Genomic DNA, 20,514 nt, shown 5'->3' on the forward strand with positions numbered 1-20,514 from the left:
TGTCAGGTATTTTTTATGTCGTTACGCATCTGCATTCTGGAAACCGACATCCTGCGTCCGGAACTGGTCGATCAATATCAGGGTTACGGGCAGATGTTCCAGCGTCTGTTTTCGCAGCAACCCATCGCAGCCGAATTCACCGTGTACAACGTGATGCAGGGCGATTATCCCAGCGATGACCTGACCTTCGATGCGTATCTGGTCACCGGCAGCAAGGCCGATTCCTTCGGCACCGATCCGTGGATTCAAACCCTCAAGACGTACCTGCTGAAGCGCTACGAACGTGGCGACAAACTGCTGGGCGTGTGCTTCGGCCATCAACTGTTGGCGCTGCTGTTGGGCGGCAAGAGCGAGCGGGCGACCCAGGGCTGGGGCGTCGGCACCCACAAATACAAACTCGCGGCCAAGGCGCCGTGGATGAGCCCGGTGAGGGAAGAGCTGACGTTGCTGATCAGTCACCAGGATCAGGTCACCGCGCTGCCGGAAAACGCTACGGTGATTGCCTCGAGCGATTTCTGCCCGTTCGCCGCGTACCACATCAACGATCAGGTGCTGTGCTTCCAGGGGCATCCGGAGTTCATTCACGATTACTCAAAGGCGCTGCTGGATATTCGTCAGGAGCATTTGGGCGAGCAGGTTTATCAGAAGGGCGTGGCAAGCCTGGAGCATCCACACCATGGCACGACCGTTGCGGAGTGGATGATGCGGTTTGTGGCGCATAAGCCTCAGTCGAAAGCTGATTAAGCCTTAAAGGGCTTCGCGGGCAAGTGTTGATCGTTCCCACGCTCCGCGTGGGAATGCATCCCGTGACGCTCCGCGTCACACCATGCTCATAACCACCCCGACCGCTTGAAGCTCGCCCACAACCCGACGCACCCAACGGTGATGAACCCCAACACCGCGAAATACCCGTAATGCCAACTCAGCTCCGGCATATTCTGGAAGTTCATCCCATAGATCCCGGCCACCGCCGTCGGGAACGCCAGAATCGCCGCCCACGCCGCAAACTTGCGCTGCACCACGCTCTGCCGTGACGCCTCCAGCAACACCCCGACCTCGATGGTCTGACTGGCAATGTCCGCCAGGGTCGTCAGGTCTTCCATCTGCCGCGTGACATGAATCTGCACATCGCGGAAATACGGGCGCATGTTTTTGTCGATGAACGGAAAGCTCAGCTTTTGCAGTTCTTCACCGATCTCCACCATCGGCGCCGCAAACCGGCGCAAGCGCAATACATCGCGGCGCAGGCCGTGGAGTTTCTGGATGTCGCGCTCGTTCAGGGAGCCGCAGATGACATTGCTCTCCAGCTCATCGATCTCGGCATGAATCGCTTCGCCCATCGGCTGGTAGTTTTCAATCACGAAATCGAGGATGGCATAGAGTACGAAATCTTCCCCATGCTCCAGCAACAGCGGCCGCGCCTCACAACGCTGTCGGACATGGGCGTAGGACGCCGAATGACCATTACGTGCGGTAATGATGTAGCCCTTGCCGGCAAAGATATGCGTCTCGATGAACTGCAATTTGCCTTCGTTGCGGATCGGCGAATACGTAACGATAAACAGTGCATCGCCGAACGTTTCCAGCTTCGGTCGACTGTGTTTTTCCAGGGCGTCTTCGATGGCCAGTTCGTGCAGGTTGAACTGGCGTTGCAGATTGAACAACTCCTGAGCGCTCGGCTCTTCAAGGCCGATCCACACAAAGTGGCCAGGTTTGGCAGCCCAGGCAGCGCCTTCGTCGAGGGTGATGTTGGTGACTTTCTTACCGGCGCTGTAAACCGCAGCAGCAACGACTCTACCCATGATGATTCACTTCTTATTGGCCGCTTTCTATTGGTAAAGACTGGCGGTGCCAGGCAGGTTTCAGCTTAACCTTGTCTACTGCTTGAGAGTCAGCAAAATCTGTAGAGTTCGCAGGCAAAAGAAAACCCGCACAAGGCGGGTTTCATTCATGCGGCTTGCAGCTGCCGATCCATCGAGTCGATGCACTCGCGCATCTGCTCGCGGCACTGGGCGATCAGCATCGGCATGTCATCCAGACTCAATCCAGCCGTAGGAATCGCCGGCAGCGAGCGGATCAGAATCTTCCCACTGCGCCAGCGGTTTAATCGCATGTGTTTGACGTAACTGCTGACACACACCGGCACGATTGGCACGCCGGCGGCAATCGCCATCTGGAACGCGCCTTTCTTGAACGGCAGCAGTTCTTCGCCAAGGTTGCGGGTGCCCTCTGGGAAGACCCAGATCGAGGTGTCTTCATTTTGCAAGGTGTGCGTGGTGGTCAGCATCGACTGGCGTGCCTTGTGCGCATTGTCGCGATCGATCAACACATTGCCGGCCAGCCAGAACAACTGCCCGAACAGCGGCACCCACTTCAGGCTCTTCTTGCCGATGCACACGGTGCGGCGGGGCACCACGTTGCCGAACACAAACAGATCGTAGTTGGACTGATGGTTGGCGATGATCACGCAGCTGTCGGGTTTATCCATCAACGGCCCGACATCGGCCTTCACCCGCAAACGCAAAATGCACATCGCCGGCCACGCATACAGACGCGCGCACAAACGGCTGTTGTCCGGATTGAACGGACGGCACAGCCCGAGAATCACTCCGAGCACACCGGCCAGAATAAAGTGCAGGCCCATCAATAACATACGAAACACAAACAGCATTTAAAGGCCCACCGGGACAAAAGGTGGCGCAGTGTACGGATGTGCACTGTTTTCGGCAATTGCTGCTATAGAAGTGGGAGATAGCCGATGTTTGAGCGCATGTTTCCGACTTGTGGGTCAGATGCGGCTTAGAGCGGTTGTAAGGTTTTAAACCAGACACCCAAGAAAAAGCCCGACACGACGGTCGGGCTTTTCGGTGCAACGCATTCGGGCTTAACCCATATGTTCCTGGTCCAGGATGATCGCGTTGTCCAGCGTCTCCAGCAGCGCCTTGCGCGTTTTCAACTTGGTGTTTCTGTGGGCGATCATGTTGAGCTTCTTCAACTGACGAGCCGCCTCCAGCGCTGCGCCTTGCAGCTCTTCGGCCGACACCACCAAATCGAGGAAACCAGCATCCACGGCGCTTTGTGGGTTGAACATCTCGGCATTGATCACCGCGCGATGAAACGCCGACTTACGCAGACGATCACGGGCCAGTTCGATACCGGCGTGGTGCATGGTCATGCCGATCTGCACTTCGTTCAGACCAATGCTGAACGGGCCATCGACACCAATGCGGTAGTCAGCCGACAACAGAAGAAATGCACCCTTGGCCACTGCGTGCCCAGGACACGCCACGACCACCGGGAACGGATGCGACAACAGGCGACGAGCCAGGGTCGAACCCGCAGCCACCAGCGCCATGGCCTCGTTAGGGCCGGCCGTCATCACCTTCAAATCATAACCACCCGACAAAATCCCCGGCTGACCGGTAATGATCACCACCGCCCGATCCGCTACCGCCCGATCCAGCGCAGCGTTAAACGCGACAATCACGTCTGGAGAGATGGCATTGACCTTGCCATTGCTCAAGGTCAGGGTCGCGATACCGTCTTCGAGATGGTAGGAAATCAACTCACTCATGACGCCAATCCTTCTAATAAAGTAGGGCAGACGTTACCCACCGCTGTAGGCCAGGTAAAGCGCCGTGACTGACCCGCCAGTCACCCTTTTCCCGCCCGCCAGGCGCACCCCGCCCCACCCACCGTGCATTGGCCTCTATATAGAAGGGGAGGCGAAGCCGGAGATTGGCAGGTTTGCCATGCCCTTGAACGTCCAGAAAAGGCCAATCGCGTTAACCGCATGAAAATTCTGAAAAAAATGTTTGCCATCAGAAATGCTTTCGACTACATTAGCGCGCCTCGACAGACTGAATGCGTTTGACGAGATACGGTGAAGTGTCCGAGTGGCTTAAGGAGCACGCCTGGAAAGTGTGTATACAGGAAACTGTATCGAGAGTTCGAATCTCTCCTTCACCGCCACATTCGATATACACAAAACCCCTGATTTCGAGAGAAGTCAGGGGTTTTGTGGTTTTTGGTGTGAAAAATAGTCGGTTTTCGATTCTGGATTTCTTGGTGTTGGCCGATTAGATCCAGAAAACCGCCCTTGGCCGTCGGTATCATTTACCTTTTGAACCTCATAAGAGCAGTTTAGCCTGAGAGCTAACACCCCTATCACGGATCCGCCGACCTATGGTCGTCAAAATTTTGGTTGATCGAAGAGCCGTTCAACGAATTCGATTATCGCGCGCGATACACCAACGTTACATTTATTTGCTCGTCTGCTATCGCAAATGCTTGGTATGAAAAGCAAGTAAATGGTAAAACTGTGTCAGTATTTTAATCGTCGTCGACGTGTTCACCTTGTAAAATTATTCTTTGAAACTAAAGGCTTATGGATTGAGTGTTGGGGGAAATAGAATGGCAAAGATCGAAGGGATACGGATTAGAAACTTCAAAGCTCTTAGGGATGTAACTTTAGGTAAGCTTTGGAATAGCCAGAAAACTGATCCATTGACTCCAATGACTGCCGTGATCGGAAAAAATGGTGTAGGTAAAAGTAGTTTTTTTGATGCTTTTGGTTTTTTGGCCGACTGCTTAAAAAATGGTGTTGAAGAGGCTTGCGATGCTCGAGGGCGAGGAGGGTTTGATCGCATCAGATCGATGGGGCAGATTGGTCCAATTGAGTTCGAGTTGTACTACTAGGAGGATGGTAATGCTCGACCAATAACCTATGAGCTTGCAATTAATCTTGATAAGAGTCATCGCCCTTATGTGCAAAAAGAGAGGTTGAGGCAGCGTCGAAAGAATCAAAAGCATGGTTGGCCGTTTTCTTTTCTTATATTGAACGAAGGAAAAGGGGTAGTGTGGAAAGGGGAGATTGATGGTCGTCAAATTGTTGAGGATACAGAAGATGTTGATCTGAATTGGCTTTTTGATGATATTGATACCTCAAGTGAAGAAAGCTCGGAAACAGAAGTGGTTGAACTGTCTGATAAGCGTAAGCTGGGTATTTCAACTCTGGGCTCCTTAAAACAGCATCCTCGAGTTTCTGCTTTTAGGCAATATGTGGAAGGTTGGTATCTCAGTTACTTTACACCTGATGCGGCCCGAAGCCTGCCACTTGCAGGTCCTCAGAAACATCTAAATATACATGGGGATAACTTAGGGAATGTGGTCCAGTTTATGGAGCGCGAACATCCTCGAAAATTTTCCAGTATTTTGTCTGAAATATCACAGAAAATACCCGGTGTTTCAAAAATAGATACACAAAAAACTCCTGATGGCCGACTCCTCTTAAGATTTAATGACAGATCTTTTAAAGATCCATTTTATGCGCAGCAGATGTCGGATGGGACGCTTAAGGTTTTTGCATATTTATTGCTCCTTGAGGATCCTTCGCCGCCCCCATTTTTATGTATCGAAGAACCAGAAAATGGGCTCTATCATAAGCTGTTGGAAACGCTTGCTCATGAGTTTAGGGAGCATGCAACCGGTAGGAAAGGTGGCTCTCAAGTTTTTGTGACGACTCATCAACCATATTTTGTGGACGCCTTTTCTCCTGAAGAAGTTTGGGTTCTGGAGAAAGGAAAAGATGGATTTTCTGAGATTAGAAGAGCGAGCAGCGATCCTTTGGTGATGGGAATGGTGGAAGAAGGGCTACCGTTAGGTGGGCTTTGGTACAGCGATTATCTGGACGCAAGGTGAACGGATGCACATCGAATTTCTTGTGGAAGATGTATCAGGAAAGACTCTCCTTAATGTAGTAATACCGAAAATTATAAATGATGATGTTACGTTTAATGTTCGTCACTATAAAGGTATTGGTAGAATTCCCCCAGGAATGAATGGAAAAGGCAGTCCTGCGAAACGCATACTGTTAGATAACTTGCCTAGGCTTTTAGGGGGGTATGGGAAAACGTTCGCTGGTTACGGTGATGGTTTCAAGGCTGCAGTAATTGTTGTTTGTGATCTGGACTCAAAGAGCAAAAAAGCCTTTTTGGGGGAACTGGAAGGAGCCCTTAATAGATGTAATCCAAAACCGGTAACTTTTTTCTGTTTGGCTGTTGAGGAAGGAGAAGCTTGGCTTTTGGGGGATAAAAAAGCGATAAAGTCTGCGTTTCCTTCAGCGAAAGAGCATGTCCTAAAAGGTTATGTCAATGATTCCATCTGTGGAACATGGGAAGTGTTGGCTGATGCGGTCTACGAAGGTGGTAGTAAGAGTTTGGCAAGTCAGCCATGGCATGTTGCTGGAAAGCACAAAAGTCTCTGGGCGGAACTTATTTCACCTCATATGGATGTTGAAAATAATAACTCTCCAAGCTTTATGGAATTCAGAGACACGATCAGAAAATTGATTGTATAAATCTTATGTTTGGTAACTTCTTCCAGGTTGGGAGGGGCGACTCCGGTGGTAAAATGGGCAATCCTGTGATTGCCCATTTTGTTTATCAGTTCTGTTTCTTATACAACCGCCGCCCAAACACATCCAACACATCACACCCATCCCGAAGCGGAATAGCACAAAGCAATACGAAGTCGCTAAGGATTACCGAGTCGCTGACAATATCACCCCGCATCGCCAGGTTTTTCAGGATTTGAGTGACGGCTCTGATTCGATAACCAGCTGCGTCGAGCAGGATGTGCAGAGGTTTGGTGGTATCGACGAACAGGGTGGGTTGGTCGTCGGCGTTGCTGGTGAGGGCCATGTATTGCTGCGTGAGTGAAGCTCCATCTGATTAGAGAGAACCACCACTCATTCGTCGCCAAACGAATAGGTGGCGGCTGTACGCAGGTTGGCGAACCGGACAAATGGAAAACCGGCAGACCCAAGGGTCTCCCGCGCACAGCTACCATGGAGCAGCTTATTGCGCGCAGAAGCGCTCCGCAAATTAACCTGGAGGCTTCTGCACATTTGTTGTCGAGTCGCCAAACCCGAGCCGCCATTTGGGCGACGTCCAGACTATAGGCGTGCGCTCCAAATCAGAGCAATGGGCGAACGGGGCGCGACTTCCGAACGATGTGTAGGACTTGGCTCCTTTTCGGGTACGACCTTTTCATACCGTCGCCAGAGCCCCATTTCAGGCGAGTTCCGTGTGCCTGTTAAACTGTCAGACTCCTCGAGCGGAATCGACTTTGGTACCCAATCCTCGCGTCAGTTTCCGTCGTGTCACGCCATTGATGACAGCTCTGAACAAGGACATCTCATGATCACCACCACTACCCACACCATCGAAGGTCGGCAAATCACCGCCTACCTGGACATCGTCAGCGCCGAGTCGGTGCAGGGCGTTAACGTGATCCGCGATATGTTCGCCGGGATGCGGGATTTTTTTGGTGGGCGTTCTCAGACGTTGGAGCGGGCGTTGGAGGATGCGCGGATTCAGGCGACCGACGAGATCAAGGAGCGGGCGCGGGCGCTTCAGGCGGATGCGGTGGTGGGGCTCGATTATGAGATCAGTATGCCGGCCGGCAAGGGTGGGATGGTGGTGGTGTTTGTGACCGGGACGGCGGTCAAGCTGAGGTAGGTTGCTCGGTACTGGCCATTCGTCGGGCATGTAACGATCTGAATCACAAGTCTGGGAATGACCGGCTAGTCTCAAAAACCAGGGTGGTCGATATTTTTCAGGCAAAAAGGGCTTGCCGGTATCGACCCGTTTTGAGAGGAGCGAAGATATGGCTGAGCCGTATATCGAAGACGACGGTGCAGAGTTTCCAATCAATGATTGCGTGCAGTGTGGTCAGACGGACTATGTGCCGAGCTTCGGCGAAGACCGTATCAAAATAAACAAAATCAAATCTGCAGTGCCTAGGACCCGAGGGCCGAAATCGAAATTTATGCCCAAGCTGGGGGCGCCCTCCAGGAAGTAAACCGATAACAGCACGAACCCCGCCATCGAGCGGGGTTTCTTGTTTCTGAAGGGCAGGAAACGTGGCTCGGTGGCAATGCAGAGAAATGTCCTACAACTTTTCTGGTGCTGGTGTTTTTTTCACAAACTTTTCACACCGGCCTCCGTAGGCTCAGCTCATCCGTTAGAAAGCAGTACCCTGGCCCGTCTCCCCAGCGGGCTTTTTTTTGCCTGTCATAAAACCTTTTGCATAAACGCTGTCCAACCGTCGCCAATGGCGAGGTTGTTCTGGTTTTGTGTCTGGACTTTCCCTCCGCTAAAGCATTCAATCTCCGGCCTTTCGGTTCCCACTTTTTTGAGGTTCTTGTTATGCGTTTGACACTGCCTGCTCTGGTTCTGGGCCTTTTGGTTGCTCAAGGTGCGATGGCTGCCGGCGACGGCACGGCCGCGCTCGGTGGTGGTCTGGGTGGTGCGTTGGGTAATGTGGTTGGCCAGAAAATGGGCGGCAGCACTGGCGCAGCGATTGGTGCTGGCGTAGCGGGTGCAGCCGGCAGCGCTGTTGCCGCACGTAAAGGCAGCCGCACCAAAGCGGCCATCGGCGGCGGTGTTGGCGCGGCGGGCGGTTCGATAATCGGTAACAGCCTGGGTGGCAAGACCGGTTCCACCATCGGCGCAGGCCTGGGTGGCGCATTGGGCGGCGGCGTAGGCAGCAACCTGTCCAAAAAGCGTCATTGATCCTGAAGGTCAGCTGAAAAAGCCCGGCTCAATGCCGGGCTTTTTCGTTTTGGAACGTTTCTGCATCATGTGGCTCAAATCTCATACAGTCGGTATTGGTTTTCTGTATAACAGACCCAGATGCAGGCTGATGCCTATCCGCGGCACGTTTCTTCCCCCAATGCGGAAATTAGAGGTGCATATCATGCGTTTCATGCGTTTGACATTGTCCACGGTGTTTTTGGGGCTTTTGGTCGCTCAGGGCGCAATGGCGGGCGGCAACGGTGACGCTGCAGTCGGCGGTGGTCTTGGCGGTGTGTTGGGCAACGTAGTCGGCGGGCAGTTGGGCGGCAGCACCGGGGCTGCGGTGGGCGCTGGCGTCGGCGGTGCGGCAGGCAGTGCGGTCGGTGCGCGCAAGGGCAGTCGCACAGAAGCGGCCGTCGGCGGTGGCCTCGGCGCGGCGGGCGGTTCGGTGATCGGCAACAGCCTGGGTGGCTCCACTGGTTCGGCCATTGGCGCAGGCGTGGGCGGCGCAGCCGGTGGCGCGGTGGGCAGCAGCCTGGGTGATGACCGCGGCAGTTCGCATTCCGGTGGCGGCTACTACAAACACAAGCATAAAAATAAGTACAAGCATCACTAACTCGATATCGAGTTAAAGTAAAACCCGGCCGAGTGCCGGGTTTTTCGTTTCTATCGGTAGGACGCTGGAACGATTGGCCGTAGGACCTCTCGAACTTTATATAACCCTGAACGTTGTGAGGCATGCCCATGAGTCCAGAAACCGAAGACAAGGAAGAAGAAGGCCCGATCAACGATCCCGGCAACGAAGACCCGGGGTCTCTGATGGACGACGCCACGGTGCCGCTCAACGATGCCGATGACGCAGGCGATGTGGGCAACTTAGAGAATGATGAGTATGACGAGGAAGACGACGAGTGATTTTGCGGTCGGACCGAACTCGATCCGTCTGATCGAACCGCGTCTATGGTGTTGTCCTCGAAAGGTCAGGATCTGCTTTTCAGGTCCAATGAGAGGTGCGTTATGAACGCCGATCCGAAAGACTCCGATATCGACGATACCCCCGAATATCCGCTGCCTTCGCCCACCAACTCCCTGCGCCGTGACCAGCGCCCGCCCGACGATGACGACACCGCTGTGGAACAGCTGCCCGCCGATGATGTGAGGCGCGGGAATGTGGAAGCCGACCCGGAAGACCCGGACATCGCCGGTGATGACGCCTCGGGCGAACCGAGCTGAAACCTGTGAGGTGGTGCATCGCCGATTGTCGATTGTGCGGCTCCTTTAAAAAGCGATCACCACCAGAGATCAGGTAAAGCACTCTTTAAAGGAGATGCTCCATGATCAGATCAAAATGGACGGCGCTGACGATAGTCGGCTTATTGTCGATCAGTTCATTGGCGGCGTTTGCTCAATCTACTGGTCGCGACGCGCCGGTCGATAAGGGCGGGATGCCGCCTTACTCGGAAATGAATGCGGGTACCTCGGATGGGAAAGCGCTGCCGCCACCGGACACTATTGGTGGTGGGAATGGCGGTGATGCGAATGGGAGTAGCATCAACCCGGGGGAGGGAAGCGGGTCGGTGAGTGGTGGGGGGTCGATGGGGAGTGGTTCTGGAAGTGGGTCTGGAGGATCAGGTAGTTCTGGGGGGAGTGGAGGCGGTGTAGGTAAAACCGGTAATTCGGGCGGCTAAGTCAGATTCTTTACCGTTGCACTGAGCCCAGCATCGAGCTGGGTTTGGTGTTTGCACTGGAGTTCCAAGTTTCCTGCCCTCTTTTTTCAACCGCTACTCCTCTTCAATATCTGATTCAAACCAGCGCATAAAGAAGTCTCGTTGAACCTCTGGATCGTTGGTAAGGTTATTTTCTTCATAGTCAAAAATATTTACCAGGTCATTCCTTTTTGCATATTTACCTAGTGTAAGTTCATATGCTTTTACTCCAAGCGTCATCTGTGAGGACATGCTGGAAGGGTGTACGTTTATTTTTGCTCCTTTGCACAGGAAGGTTACATTACTATGGTCTTTTCTTATATGGCCTAGGCAAATGTAAAAATTATCACCTGCGTATGATTGTTGATATCCATTTTTCATGACGAAAGTAATGGTCAGGTTTTCTGAGTCACAGAGAAGCTCAGCGGATTGACGCTTGCCATTTTTGATTATTGCAATCTCTACGCTGTCCAAATTCCATTTCCAGCTCGGATTTAAAGATGGCCCTGATGGGCGAATATTAGCAAAGATGAGCGTAACGCCGAGAGTCCTATTAATTGCGCCTTGGATTACTTATCTTGTTTGCTGTCAAGATTTTTTAGCGTAGGCTAAATGAGTTAGTCTTCTTTAAACTGGATATGAGTTTTTACTGAGTTAATTTGTCTTGGCCGAAAATGGCTTATCCATTGATGATAAAATTCTATTTGTTCAGAAATGTCATTGGTGATGTTCTTGTCCTCGAAATCAAAAATGTGAACAATATGATCTCGTGATGCTGCTTCTCCCAATGTCATCTCATAAGCTACAGCTCCATTGCTCATCTGAGAGCACATTCGTGAAGGGAATACATTAAGCTTTGCTCCTTTGCAAAGAAATTTTATTTCTGGGAAGTCTCGTCGGATTTGTGCCAGACATAAATACAGATCATGGTCGGTGTAGGTTTTTCTGAATCCATTTTCCATTGTGAATGTCAGTGAGCTAAAACGCTCTTCAAGAATTGCGGTTTCAATGGTGTTCCCGAGTTGTAGTTTTATGTAGTGTTTAATTGTATTTGCTCCATGTGCCAAATTTTATTTGGTGTGATCAACTGCGGCTGTTGTCTTTAGGTTTTGTTTGGTGTTGTAATTTTCAATGATTCGAGCCAGTTTTGATAAAAGGTTTTTTGTTCTTCAATATTGCTAGTGATATTTTCGTCTTCGTAGTCGAAAATTCGTACTAGGTCCTCTTCTTCGCTGGGTTTTCCAGGTTTAAGTTCGTATGCGACTAATCCGCTAGACATTTGGGAGGACATTCGTGAAGGGTGAACATTTAATTTGGCTCCTTTGCACAGAAATCTTATTTCAGGGTGCTCGGCTCTTAACATGCCGAAGCATACATAAAGGTCATAGGCTGTATAAGTTTTGGTTAAGCCACTTCGCATTGTAAATGTGAGTGTCGGTTTTTTTCTGTTGCATTCGATTATGGCTGACTCTATGGCGCCATGATTGTTTATTAGTATTTCTATAGGTTTCATGGCTGCTTCCTGTAAGGGTTGGGTATTGAGTAGCCCTTATAGCTACCATCATCATGGACGGGAGTGGCACCGACAATGTCGTCATTTTTTACTCCTCCCGGGATCGCTATTTCAACCTCGCGCCGATGTGGTGACATCATGCCAAGTTCTTTATTTACATCGATTCCGCTAATGTTTTTCAGTACATATACATAACCGTCGGCAATCCAGTAGCCTGTGGCAAATTTTTTTGCCTCGTTTTCGCTTGTCGAAGTGCTGACAAAGTAACTAGGAGGGTTTCTGTTATCCGATGCGTGCATGTACAGATCTGTGCTGTCTCCCAAGGGTTCAAATCCTGCTTCAAAAATTTCCCATGGTTCTCGGTCATCACCACGGTACAAATAATGGTTCTCCTGTTTTGGGTTTGGGGTTCCGGGCTCCCCCTCATCAACCCCCGCCTTACCCGCCGGATCCTCATCCCCAAACGACGGCTTCTTACATCCATCCCCCCAGGACACTCACTCAACCCCAACGGGTCAACCCAACCCGCCGGATTGCGCGTGTACTGATAGCCGTTTAACCCGCCCGCCAACTTGCTCGGGTCCGGCGTCAGGTACCGTCCGACATCCGGATTGTAGTAGCGATGCCGGTTGTAATGCAGGCCGGTTTCCGCGTCGAAATACTGCCCTTGAAAGCGTAGCGGTTGATCGAGGACCTGGTGGGTGTCGCGGTTGAGGCGGGTGAGGCGGCCATATGCGGTGTACCGGGCGGCCCAGATGATGTCGCCGCTGTAGTCCGTGAGTTCTTGCGGGGTGCCGAGGTGGTCGAGTTGGTAGTAGAACGGACAGGCTTTTCTCGGGCCTTTGCCGTCGAGCATGGCCAGCGGGCGGAAGGTGCCGGGTTCGTAGACGTAGCTGCGATGGTGGTCCTGGCTGCGTTCGGCAACGAGGTGGTCGCCTTGCCAGAAAAACTCGATGGTTTTGCCGTCGACGGTTTTGGCGATGCGGCGGCCGAAGGCGTCGTAGCGGTAACTTGAACAACGACCGTCCGGCGTAGTGACGCCGACCAGCCGATGCTGGCAGTCGTAGCGGTATTCGGTGACGAGTTTCTGCGCGGTGCCGCGGCGTTCGCGGATCAGGTTGCCGAAGGCGTCGTAGTCGAAGTGGCGATCGCCCTGCATCAACAGGCGATTGCCTTTGATGGTCGTCGGGCCGGGGCGGTCCTGCATCAGCAGGTTGCCGGCTGGGTCGTGGGCGTAGCTTTCCGGCTGTTGGTCGCGGGAGTGGCGGACGCGGATCAGGCGATCGAGCGGGTCGTATTGATAGCTGCGCTGGCCATGGCGGGTGTCGGCGATGCTGTCGAGACTGCCATTGAGGCTGTAGGCATAGTCGCGGCGGTAGAGCGGATGTTGGTGCTGGCCGACAGCGTGGGCCTTCAGACGGCCCTGTTCGTCGTAGGCATATTCGCTGAGTAGCAGGCCTTGTTGGCGGTGTTGTTCGCGACCGGCGAGGAACGTATGCGAGGTCAATCGCGCGCCGTTGAGGTCAATCGCCGTCAGCGCACCGCCCTTGGTGTGGTGGTAATCGAGTTTGCTGCCGTCCGGCAGGCGCAGGCGGTTGAGCTGGCCGCAGGCGTCGTAGCCGTAACGCAAGGTGCCCCAGCCCTGATGTTCGGTGATCAGCCGGTCCTGCTGGTCGTACTCAAACTCCAGCGGGTGATCGTGGCCGTCATCGACGCCGAGCAGCCGGCCCAGCGAGTCGTAGCGGTATTTAACCTGGATGCCATCGGGCAGCGTTTTGACCAGCAAGCGCCCGGCCGCATCCCGTTGATAGCCGGTGATCAGCCGCGAGTCGTCATCGCCGAACTCGGTTTTTTCCAGCAGATGACCGTTGAGGTCGTAGACGTAGGCAGTGCGGCGGCCGTCGAAACCGGTTTCCTGGCGGATCAATCCGTTAGGCGTGTAGTCCAGCTGATAGTGTTCGCCGGATTCGTTCTCGATTTCTGTGAGCAGCAGCTGCGCGTTGTCGTAGCGATAGCGCAATTGCGTGCCGTCGGGATTGGTCCGGCGGCTGACCAGATGCAAATCGTCGGCGTATTCGTAGCGAGTGACGCGGCCCAGTTCATCGCGTTCGGCGGTGATCTTGCCGTAGGCGTTGTAGCTGAACCCGCGCACGGCCCCAGTGGGCAGCGTCGTCTGGATCAGTCGGCCGACGGCATCCCATTGGTACTGGGTAACGGCACCGTGTTCGTCCTGACGGCTAATCTGCCGCCCCAGTGCATCGTAGGAAAACCACCGTTGACCACCGTCCGGCAAGGTCTCTTCGAGCAACTGTCCCAAGGCATTCCAGACGAACACATGCCGGCTGGTGTCCGGGTAGCGGATCGACAGCAAGCGCCCCTGAGGATCGTAGTGGTAATGGGTGACGTGCCCGTCGGGATCGGTCGCTTCGGTGACGTCGCCCTGAGCGTTGCGCTGATACCTCCACACCGCTTGGCCGCGGTAGCGCGCATGCAGGAAGCCGTTGCGGTATTCGTAGGACGTCGGCTCGTCTTGCGGCGGAATCAGCGCCACCAAGCGTCCGACGTCGTCGTAGCGGTATTCAGTGACGGCGCCCAGCGGATCCTGCTCGGCGATCAACCGGCCCTGCTCGTCGTAGGACTTGAGCTGTTCGCCGCCGTCCAGTTCGACCCGGCGCACCAGCCGCGCCCGGTCGTCGTGGACGTAAACCTCTTCGCTGCCGTCGATGTTTTGGACGGTGACGCGGCCCTGGTCATCCCAGACATAACGAGCATCCATCTGCGCAAACGACGCCCAATGCCGTACGCAGCGTGCCGCCTTGCCGGACCGTTCCCACTCCCAGAAGAAACTCGCGCCACCGGCCAGCTGCCGCTGCAAAATGACGTGGTTGTCGTCGTAGTCGTAACGCTCGCTTTCCCCGGCGGCACTGGTCGCTTCGATCAAGCGCTGGCGGGCGTCGTAGCGGTAGAAAGCCAGCGTCTGCTCTGTACGCCAGGCTTCACCCAAGTCATCACTGGGGCAAAACGACTGGTATTCGACGGCAACCAGGTGCCTGCGCTCGTAGCGCAACAGCAAGGCACGACCGGCACCGTTGTCGAGGCGTTGAATGCGATCCTGGCGGTCGCGAGTGATGCGCAGGCGGTTGTTGTAGGCGTCACTGATCGCCGTCAGCCGGCCGTTATGAAAGTGGTAGAACCGGCTCGTCTCGCCGGCCAGCGCGAGAATCAATTCCTCCGGCTCGTCCCCAAGGTAAATCGCCGCCCGCGACAGGCTGTTATGAATTGCCGGGCGCTCGACGCTCGGCAGCGGAAACGTCGTTCGACGGTTTTCTTGGTCGATCCAGACGACCTGTTCAGCGCCCAGCTCCAACCGCTGCGCCAGCGAATGACTCCAGCCCCAGCCCAGCCCGCAATCGATCTCCACCGCGCTGGTACGGTACAACCGGGTGAAGTCGAACGGCAGCAGCCCGTCCAGCGCACCGTCGGTCAGGGTCAGCAGTTCTTCGCCGTTGACCATCGACACAGGACAGCCGTTCGTGCAGGTCAGTGCCGCGCAATCGGCGCTGTCGCCATTGGGGTTTTTCGCTTGATTCGGTGCATTGTCGTGAGGTTCGTGACGACCCAATCGGGTCATGGCTGCAGACTTGTCGCGGGCAATGGCGAGCGGATTGTTCACCTGCACAGCCGGTGAGTTGCCGGCGCTGATCTGCAGCGGAACCGTTGGTGCAGGTTTCAGCGGTGCATTGCGCGCGCTGACCATGAGCGGTTTGAGCGCGCTGGCGTGGGCTGTCAGGTCGGATTTGGCCGTCAGTTCGGTCAGTCGCAAACTGGCTGCAGCCAGCCACTGCCGGGCCCGCTGGGACTGGATCTTGTCCAGCACTTTGGCGCTCATGCCGAGCTTCAGGCCCGTAGGACCTGTGAGACGCACCAGCAGGAAACTGATCAATAGTTCCGTGCGAACTTGTGCCACGACTTCAGCGATGTACTGCGGCGGCAACATCCTCAGCCAACTGGTGAAGGCTGCGAGATGGATGAACATCAACGGCTCATCGCTCAACATCAGCAACACATTGGCAATGGTTTCAGCCGAAGCGTTCAGCAGCGTCTCAAGTTCACCTTGTGTCAGGTACTCAAGGAGTTTTTCGCTGCTGCCTTGCAGGTCCGCCACCAGGGCGTAGACCTGCTTCACGTCATCCCACAAGCCGTGCAGCGAACGCTCGAAACCGTGCCAGTCAGCCTGTTGCAGCAGGCCGTAGCGTTGGGTGAAACCTGCTTTGGAAAAATCTGCCCATAAAGGCTCGAATTCGCTCGTCCATTCGTTGCGCAACCAACCTTCCAGCTCGCCGATCACGCCCTGATAGGAGGCGTAGAGCGCTTTGACGTGTTCAGTGGAAACATTGGGAAAGAAGGTGATGCGATAGCGATGGCCGCGCCAGCATTCGGGGATTTCGAGAATGCCGCTGGGGCCGATGGTTGCGTGGACGGGCTCACCGAACGTCAGTTCACCATTGCGCTGCGAGATAGCCGGCTCGAGCATCACCGGTGTATCGCCGATTGGCACGAAACGCGCGGCTTCAAACATATGCACCAGGGTCAACGGACCGCTGGCCGGGCACATGGCGAGTGTCGAACTGACAGGCGCGGTGGAGTCCTTCGGTGCGCTGAGCCGGACTTCGTTGCCGACCTTGAACACTTGCTCGACGTTCAGCGCCCCAGCGGTCCAAAAGTTTTCCGCCCAGGCCTCGTAGTCGTTGAGGCAGAGTCGGAAATCACTGAGCAGCGCTTCGATGTTCGGCTGCTCGGGGTTCATGGCGGCGACCACCAGCAGACCGATGGCGTTGTTCAAGGCCAGGACCTTGTCAGGTTCGAACATTCGCAATCCCTCGCGCTGATCAATGTGGAGCGAGAGACTTTGCGGGGGATCAAAAAGGAAAGAAGTCGGGAAAGGAGGTGTTTGGTGTAGGGGAAATCGCTAAATCATCGCGGGCCCCTCGGAACAGGATTTTGTATCCGCCAGGCATTGCCCGTTGCTCTCGACCAATTGCGCTCGCTATGCTGCTGAACCCTTTAATCCATCGCGGATCCGGCCGTACCCGAGCCGCCCTGAGATGTCATGAGATAACGGATCAGATGCGATGAATGCACCCCTGGATGAGTTCGGTCCGATCAAGGCCGTGATTTTCGATATGGACGGTTTGCTGCTGGACACCGAGGGCATTTACACCGAGGTCACGTCCATCATTGCCGAACGTTATGGGCGGACCTTCGACTGGAGCGTCAAACAGAACATCATCGGCCGTGGTGCGGGTGATCTGGCGCGCTATGTGGTCGAGGCGCTGGACCTGCCGATCACCGCCGAAGAGTTTCTGGTGATCCGCGAGCCGCTGATGCGCGAGCGCTTTCCGACAGCGCTGGCGATGCCCGGCGCAGAGGAGCTGGTTCGGCACTTGAAGGCCAACAACATTCCTATCGCGGTGGGTACCAGCTCGTCGCGTCAGTCGTTTGGTCAGAAAACCACCTTGCACCGCGACTGGTTCGCGCTGTTCGACTTCATCGTCACCGCTGACGACCCGGAAGTGGGTGCGGCGAAACCGGCGCCAGATATTTTTCTGACAGCGGCGCGACGCCTTGGGGTCGCGCCCCAGGATTGCCTGGTATTCGAGGATTCGCCGTTCGGCGTCACTGCGGCGAAAGCTGCGGGGATGACCGCCATTGCGGTCCCGGATGCGGCGATGGCCGACGAAAAATACGCACACGCCGATGGCATTCTTCGTACGTTGAAGGCGTTCAAGCCCAGCGCATGTGGCTTGCCGGCGCTTGAGTGGGCCTGATCATTCGGTAGTCCCTGAGACAAAAGCCCCTGACACAAAAAAACGCCGGCAATCGATTGCCAGCGTTTTTGTTTCAGTCGGGCGGTGTATCAGGCGCCAAAACCACCGTCGATGGTCAGGCTGGCACCGGTGATGTAGCCAGCTTCGGGACCTGCGAGATAAGCGACGAAGCTGGCGATTTCTTCCACGTTGCCGTAACGACCCACGGCCATCAGCGGGATCAGGCTATCAGCGAAGTCGCCGCTGGCGGGGTTCATGTCGGTGTCGACCGGGCCCGGTTGCACGTTGTTGATGGTGATACCCCGTGGGCCGAGGTCGCGTGCCAGGCCTTTGGTCAGGCCGACCAGCGCCGATTTGCTCATGGCATACGGGCCGCCACCGGCGAAGGGCATGCGCTCGGCATTGGTGCTGCCGATGTTGATGATGCGACCGCCTTCGGTCATGTGTCGGGCAGCTTCCTGGGTGGCGATGAACACGCTGCGTACGTTGATGGCCAGGGTCTGGTCGAAATCTTCGAGTTTGAAGTCCTCCAGCGGTGCGATGGCCAGAACGCCTGCGTTGTTGACCAGGATGTCCAGGCGACCGAAGGCTTCGACGGTGGCGTTGACGGCATTGCGAATGGCGACGGCATCGGCGCTGTCGGCCTTGATGGCCAGGGCTTTGCCGCCGGCGGTGATGATGCTGTTTTGCAGGTCTTCGGCTTTGGCGGTAGAGCTGACATAGGTGAAGGCGACGGCTGCGCCTTCTGCGGCCAGGCGTTTGACGATGGCAGCACCGATGCCGCGTGAACCGCCTTGAATCAGAGCTACTTTACCGCTGAGGTGTTGAGTGGTCATGTCGATCTCCAGAAGTTCAAGGCGGGCTGCCTTGTTGTTGGAGTCGAGTATCGGCTTCGCATTACCCTGCGGGTAGACCGTGATTGCTATAGTCTGTGTAAACCAGAAGTTTATAGTGGCGCTTATGGAAACCTTCAGCAGTATCGAATGCTTCGTGCGCAGCGCCGAGGTCGGCAGCTTCGCCGAAGCCGCGCGGCGTTTGAGCCTGACACCGGCGGCGGTGGGCAAGAGTGTCGCCAAGCTGGAGGCGCGACTCGGTGTGCGGTTGTTCCAGCGCAGCACGCGTAGCTTGACGCTGACCGAGGCCGGCCAGCTGTTTCTCGGCGAAGTCAGCGCCAGCCTGCACACGATCCAGAATGCCGTGGCCAACCTGGCCAGTGCCGAAGGACGTCCGGCGGGAACGCTGAAGGTCAGCATGGGCACGGTGTTCGGGCGCTTGTACATCGTGCCGTTGCTCGGAGAGTTTTTGCGGCGCTTTCCGGCGATCAACCCGGACTGGCATTTCGACAACCGTCAGGTCGACCTGATCGGCCAGGGGTTCGATGCGGCGATTGGTGGTGGATTCGAACTGCCCCAGGGCGTGGTGGCACGCAAGCTGACGCCCGCCCATCGAGTGTTGGTAGCTTCAGCCGAATACCTGGCGGGGCACGAGGCAATCATCGAGCCCGACGACCTTCAGCACCACGATGGCATCCTGATACGGTCGCCGCAGACGGGGCGCGTGCGTTCCTGGCAGTTGACCAGCCGCAACCGGCAACACAGCCCGCTGACGCTCAAGGCGCGGATGACCATGAGCGATTCGGAAGCGGCCTGCGCCACGGCGGCCCAGGATTTGGGCATTGCATTGGTGAGCATGCCATTCGCCGTGGGCTATCTGGACGCCGGGACCTTGCAGCGGGTGTTGCCCGACTGGTACGTCGACGATGGCAACATCTCCATCTATTACGCCGAGCACAAATTGCTACCAGGCAAGACCCGGGCGTTTGTCGACTTCATCATTGAACAGTTTGCCGAGCAGGGGTTGGGGCAGCGGTTTAGTGCAGTTTGAGCCCGGCTTGGGACCGAGGGGAGGCCATCGCGGGCAAGCCACGCTCCCACGGAATGATGCAAAAGCCTGTGAGAGCGTGGCTTGCCCGCAAAGAACGATAACGCGGTCTACCGCCCAAACCGTCCCGGCCAACCAATAATGGTCTTCGGCCGCGGCGTCGCATACGTCCGTACTTTCGACGTCGACAACCCCAGCCGCACCAGCGATTCGGCAATGGTCACCGCCGCCGTCACGCCATCCACCACCGGTACGCCGGTGCGCTGACGAATCTGCTCATCCAGCCCGGCCATGCCGCCACAGCCCAGGCAAATCACCTCGGCCTTGTCCTCGCTCACCGCCAATTCCGCCTGGCGGACAATCGCCTCCAGCGCACGTTCTGGATCGGACTCCAGCTCCAGCACCGCCAGCCCACTGGCCCGCACCGACGCACAACGATCCCAGAGCCCGGAGAGTTTGAGGCGATCCTCGATCAGCGGCACGGTGCGGTCCAGCGTGGTGACCACCGAATAGGCATGGCCGAGGAACATCGCGGTGCTGGCGCCGGCATCGGTGATGTCCACCACCGGCACGTTGAGCAGCTCCTGCAAACCTTCGCGGCCGTGCTCGCCATAACCAGCCTGGATCACCGCATCGAAGGGCTGGTCGTAGGACATGACCCGGTCCATCACGGCGATGGCGGCCAGGTAGCTTTCGAAATTGCCTTCAATGGAGTCGGCGCCGAAATGCGGGGTCAGACCGATGATTTCCGTGCCGGGCGCGGCCACGGACTGCGCTTGACGGGCGATGGCCTGGGTAATGGATTCGGTGGTGTTGACGTTGACCACGAGAATTCGCATGGAAAGTCCTTATAGCGAGGTGGTTTTGCGGCCCGATGTCACCGTGGTTGACTGAGAAAGTCAGGACTGTGGAATGTAACTTTTGGGGGCGCCGAAACTAAAAGTGCACACAGATATGGCACTGATGGTGACATTTATATGTACACATTTTTAAGATCAAAAGATCGA

20 protein-coding genes, 1 tRNA gene and 2 pseudogenes are annotated in these 20,514 nt (G+C 55.6%); 13 read left to right on the top strand and 10 right to left on the bottom strand.

Features of this window, described 5'->3' with window-relative positions; translation table 11 throughout:
• The first annotated feature begins 15 nt into the window (after positions 1-15).
• On the top strand, positions 16-744 hold the full coding sequence (locus tag AC1RO5_RS20435) for an amidotransferase (protein ID WP_493177253.1): 729 nt from the start codon (positions 16-18) through the stop codon (positions 742-744).
• Positions 745-830: 86 nt separating this feature from the next.
• Here the strand turns inward: AC1RO5_RS20435 and AC1RO5_RS20440 are convergent, their stop codons facing one another.
• From AC1RO5_RS20440 to AC1RO5_RS20450, 3 genes are all read right to left on the bottom strand, one after another.
• Positions 831-1,802: a magnesium and cobalt transport protein CorA gene (locus AC1RO5_RS20440; protein ID WP_493177255.1), complete on the bottom strand. Its 972-nt coding sequence runs from the start codon at positions 1,800-1,802 to the stop codon at positions 831-833.
• 146 nt (positions 1,803-1,948) lie between these two features.
• Positions 1,949-2,671, bottom strand: a complete 723-nt coding sequence (locus tag AC1RO5_RS20445) for a 1-acylglycerol-3-phosphate O-acyltransferase (protein WP_493177256.1) — start codon at positions 2,669-2,671, stop codon at positions 1,949-1,951.
• Between the two features lie 213 nt (positions 2,672-2,884).
• A complete protein-coding gene (locus AC1RO5_RS20450; RefSeq protein ID WP_493177257.1) occupies positions 2,885-3,574 on the bottom strand; it encodes a crotonase/enoyl-CoA hydratase family protein in 690 nt (229 codons plus the stop codon).
• 308 nt (positions 3,575-3,882) lie between these two features.
• Between AC1RO5_RS20450 and AC1RO5_RS20455 the strand changes: the two genes are divergently transcribed.
• The 3 genes and pseudogenes from AC1RO5_RS20455 to AC1RO5_RS20465 all read left to right on the top strand — a co-directional run bounded on the left by AC1RO5_RS20455 (position 3,883) and on the right by AC1RO5_RS20465 (position 6,358).
• Positions 3,883-3,972 (top strand) — tRNA-Ser (locus tag AC1RO5_RS20455).
• Positions 3,973-4,413: 441 nt separating this feature from the next.
• Positions 4,414-5,700: pseudogene (locus AC1RO5_RS20460) on the top strand (AAA family ATPase).
• 4 nt (positions 5,701-5,704) lie between these two features.
• The gene (locus tag AC1RO5_RS20465; protein ID WP_493177259.1) at positions 5,705-6,358 is read left to right on the top strand and encodes a hypothetical protein; all 654 of its coding nucleotides are present in this window, start codon (positions 5,705-5,707) and stop codon (positions 6,356-6,358) included.
• 85 nt (positions 6,359-6,443) lie between these two features.
• On the opposite strand, the gene AC1RO5_RS20470 is transcribed toward AC1RO5_RS20465, so the two are convergent.
• Positions 6,444-6,701 (bottom strand): short-chain dehydrogenase, encoded by a 258-nt coding sequence (locus tag AC1RO5_RS20470; RefSeq protein WP_493177261.1) that lies wholly within the window; start codon positions 6,699-6,701, stop codon positions 6,444-6,446.
• A 498-nt stretch (positions 6,702-7,199) separates the two neighbouring features.
• Here AC1RO5_RS20470 and AC1RO5_RS20475 point away from each other — a divergent pair, with 498 nt between their 5' ends.
• From AC1RO5_RS20475 to AC1RO5_RS20505, 7 genes are all read left to right on the top strand, one after another.
• Positions 7,200-7,520: a YbjQ family protein gene (locus AC1RO5_RS20475; RefSeq protein WP_493177263.1), complete on the top strand. Its 321-nt coding sequence runs from the start codon at positions 7,200-7,202 to the stop codon at positions 7,518-7,520.
• A gap of 148 nt (positions 7,521-7,668) precedes the next feature.
• Positions 7,669-7,863 (top strand): hypothetical protein, encoded by a 195-nt coding sequence (locus AC1RO5_RS20480; RefSeq protein ID WP_007940781.1) that lies wholly within the window; start codon positions 7,669-7,671, stop codon positions 7,861-7,863.
• A gap of 347 nt (positions 7,864-8,210) precedes the next feature.
• On the top strand, positions 8,211-8,576 hold the full coding sequence (locus AC1RO5_RS20485; protein WP_018925236.1) for a glycine zipper domain-containing protein: 366 nt from the start codon (positions 8,211-8,213) through the stop codon (positions 8,574-8,576).
• Positions 8,577-8,769: 193 nt separating this feature from the next.
• A complete protein-coding gene (locus tag AC1RO5_RS20490; RefSeq protein ID WP_493177316.1) occupies positions 8,770-9,195 on the top strand; it encodes a hypothetical protein in 426 nt (141 codons plus the stop codon).
• 122 nt (positions 9,196-9,317) lie between these two features.
• On the top strand, positions 9,318-9,494 hold the full coding sequence (locus AC1RO5_RS20495) for a hypothetical protein (protein WP_168206145.1): 177 nt from the start codon (positions 9,318-9,320) through the stop codon (positions 9,492-9,494).
• A gap of 102 nt (positions 9,495-9,596) precedes the next feature.
• Positions 9,597-9,812, top strand: a complete 216-nt coding sequence (locus AC1RO5_RS20500) for a hypothetical protein (protein ID WP_493177264.1) — start codon at positions 9,597-9,599, stop codon at positions 9,810-9,812.
• Between the two features lie 101 nt (positions 9,813-9,913).
• Positions 9,914-10,267 carry a hypothetical protein gene (locus AC1RO5_RS20505; protein ID WP_493177265.1) on the top strand — a complete coding sequence of 118 codons (354 nt, stop codon included), beginning with the start codon at positions 9,914-9,916 and terminating at the stop codon, positions 10,265-10,267.
• Positions 10,268-10,360: 93 nt separating this feature from the next.
• On the opposite strand, the gene AC1RO5_RS20510 is transcribed toward AC1RO5_RS20505, so the two are convergent.
• The 4 genes and pseudogenes from AC1RO5_RS20510 to AC1RO5_RS20525 all read right to left on the bottom strand — a co-directional run bounded on the left by AC1RO5_RS20510 (position 10,361) and on the right by AC1RO5_RS20525 (position 16,668).
• Complete coding sequence (locus tag AC1RO5_RS20510) at positions 10,361-10,759, bottom strand: hypothetical protein (RefSeq protein ID WP_493177267.1); 399 nt, start codon at positions 10,757-10,759, stop codon at positions 10,361-10,363.
• A gap of 143 nt (positions 10,760-10,902) precedes the next feature.
• The gene (locus tag AC1RO5_RS20515) at positions 10,903-11,247 is read right to left on the bottom strand and encodes a hypothetical protein (RefSeq protein WP_493177268.1); all 345 of its coding nucleotides are present in this window, start codon (positions 11,245-11,247) and stop codon (positions 10,903-10,905) included.
• 140 nt (positions 11,248-11,387) lie between these two features.
• Positions 11,388-11,798 carry a hypothetical protein gene (locus tag AC1RO5_RS20520; protein ID WP_493177270.1) on the bottom strand — a complete coding sequence of 137 codons (411 nt, stop codon included), beginning with the start codon at positions 11,796-11,798 and terminating at the stop codon, positions 11,388-11,390.
• Positions 11,795-16,668, bottom strand: a pseudogene (locus tag AC1RO5_RS20525) (RHS repeat-associated core domain-containing protein). Before AC1RO5_RS20525 ends, AC1RO5_RS20520 begins: the two are co-directional and overlap by 4 nt.
• Positions 16,669-16,930: 262 nt before the next feature.
• On the opposite strand from AC1RO5_RS20525, the gene AC1RO5_RS20530 reads away from it, so the two are divergent.
• Positions 16,931-17,626: an HAD-IA family hydrolase gene (locus AC1RO5_RS20530; protein ID WP_493177272.1), complete on the top strand. Its 696-nt coding sequence runs from the start codon at positions 16,931-16,933 to the stop codon at positions 17,624-17,626.
• Between the two features lie 89 nt (positions 17,627-17,715).
• Here the strand turns inward: AC1RO5_RS20530 and AC1RO5_RS20535 are convergent, their stop codons facing one another.
• Positions 17,716-18,462, bottom strand: coding sequence for a 3-oxoacyl-ACP reductase family protein (locus AC1RO5_RS20535; protein WP_493177273.1), 747 nt, complete (start codon positions 18,460-18,462; stop codon positions 17,716-17,718).
• A gap of 124 nt (positions 18,463-18,586) precedes the next feature.
• Between AC1RO5_RS20535 and AC1RO5_RS20540 the strand changes: the two genes are divergently transcribed.
• The gene (locus AC1RO5_RS20540; protein WP_493177275.1) at positions 18,587-19,510 is read left to right on the top strand and encodes a LysR family transcriptional regulator; all 924 of its coding nucleotides are present in this window, start codon (positions 18,587-18,589) and stop codon (positions 19,508-19,510) included.
• Positions 19,511-19,617: 107 nt separating this feature from the next.
• Here AC1RO5_RS20540 and AC1RO5_RS20545 read toward each other — a convergent pair whose 3' ends face one another.
• On the bottom strand, positions 19,618-20,346 hold the full coding sequence (locus AC1RO5_RS20545; protein ID WP_007942162.1) for an aspartate/glutamate racemase family protein: 729 nt from the start codon (positions 20,344-20,346) through the stop codon (positions 19,618-19,620).
• Positions 20,347-20,514 lie beyond the last annotated feature (168 nt).

Source organism: Pseudomonas sp. GW822-FHT02G04 (assembly GCF_058802085.1).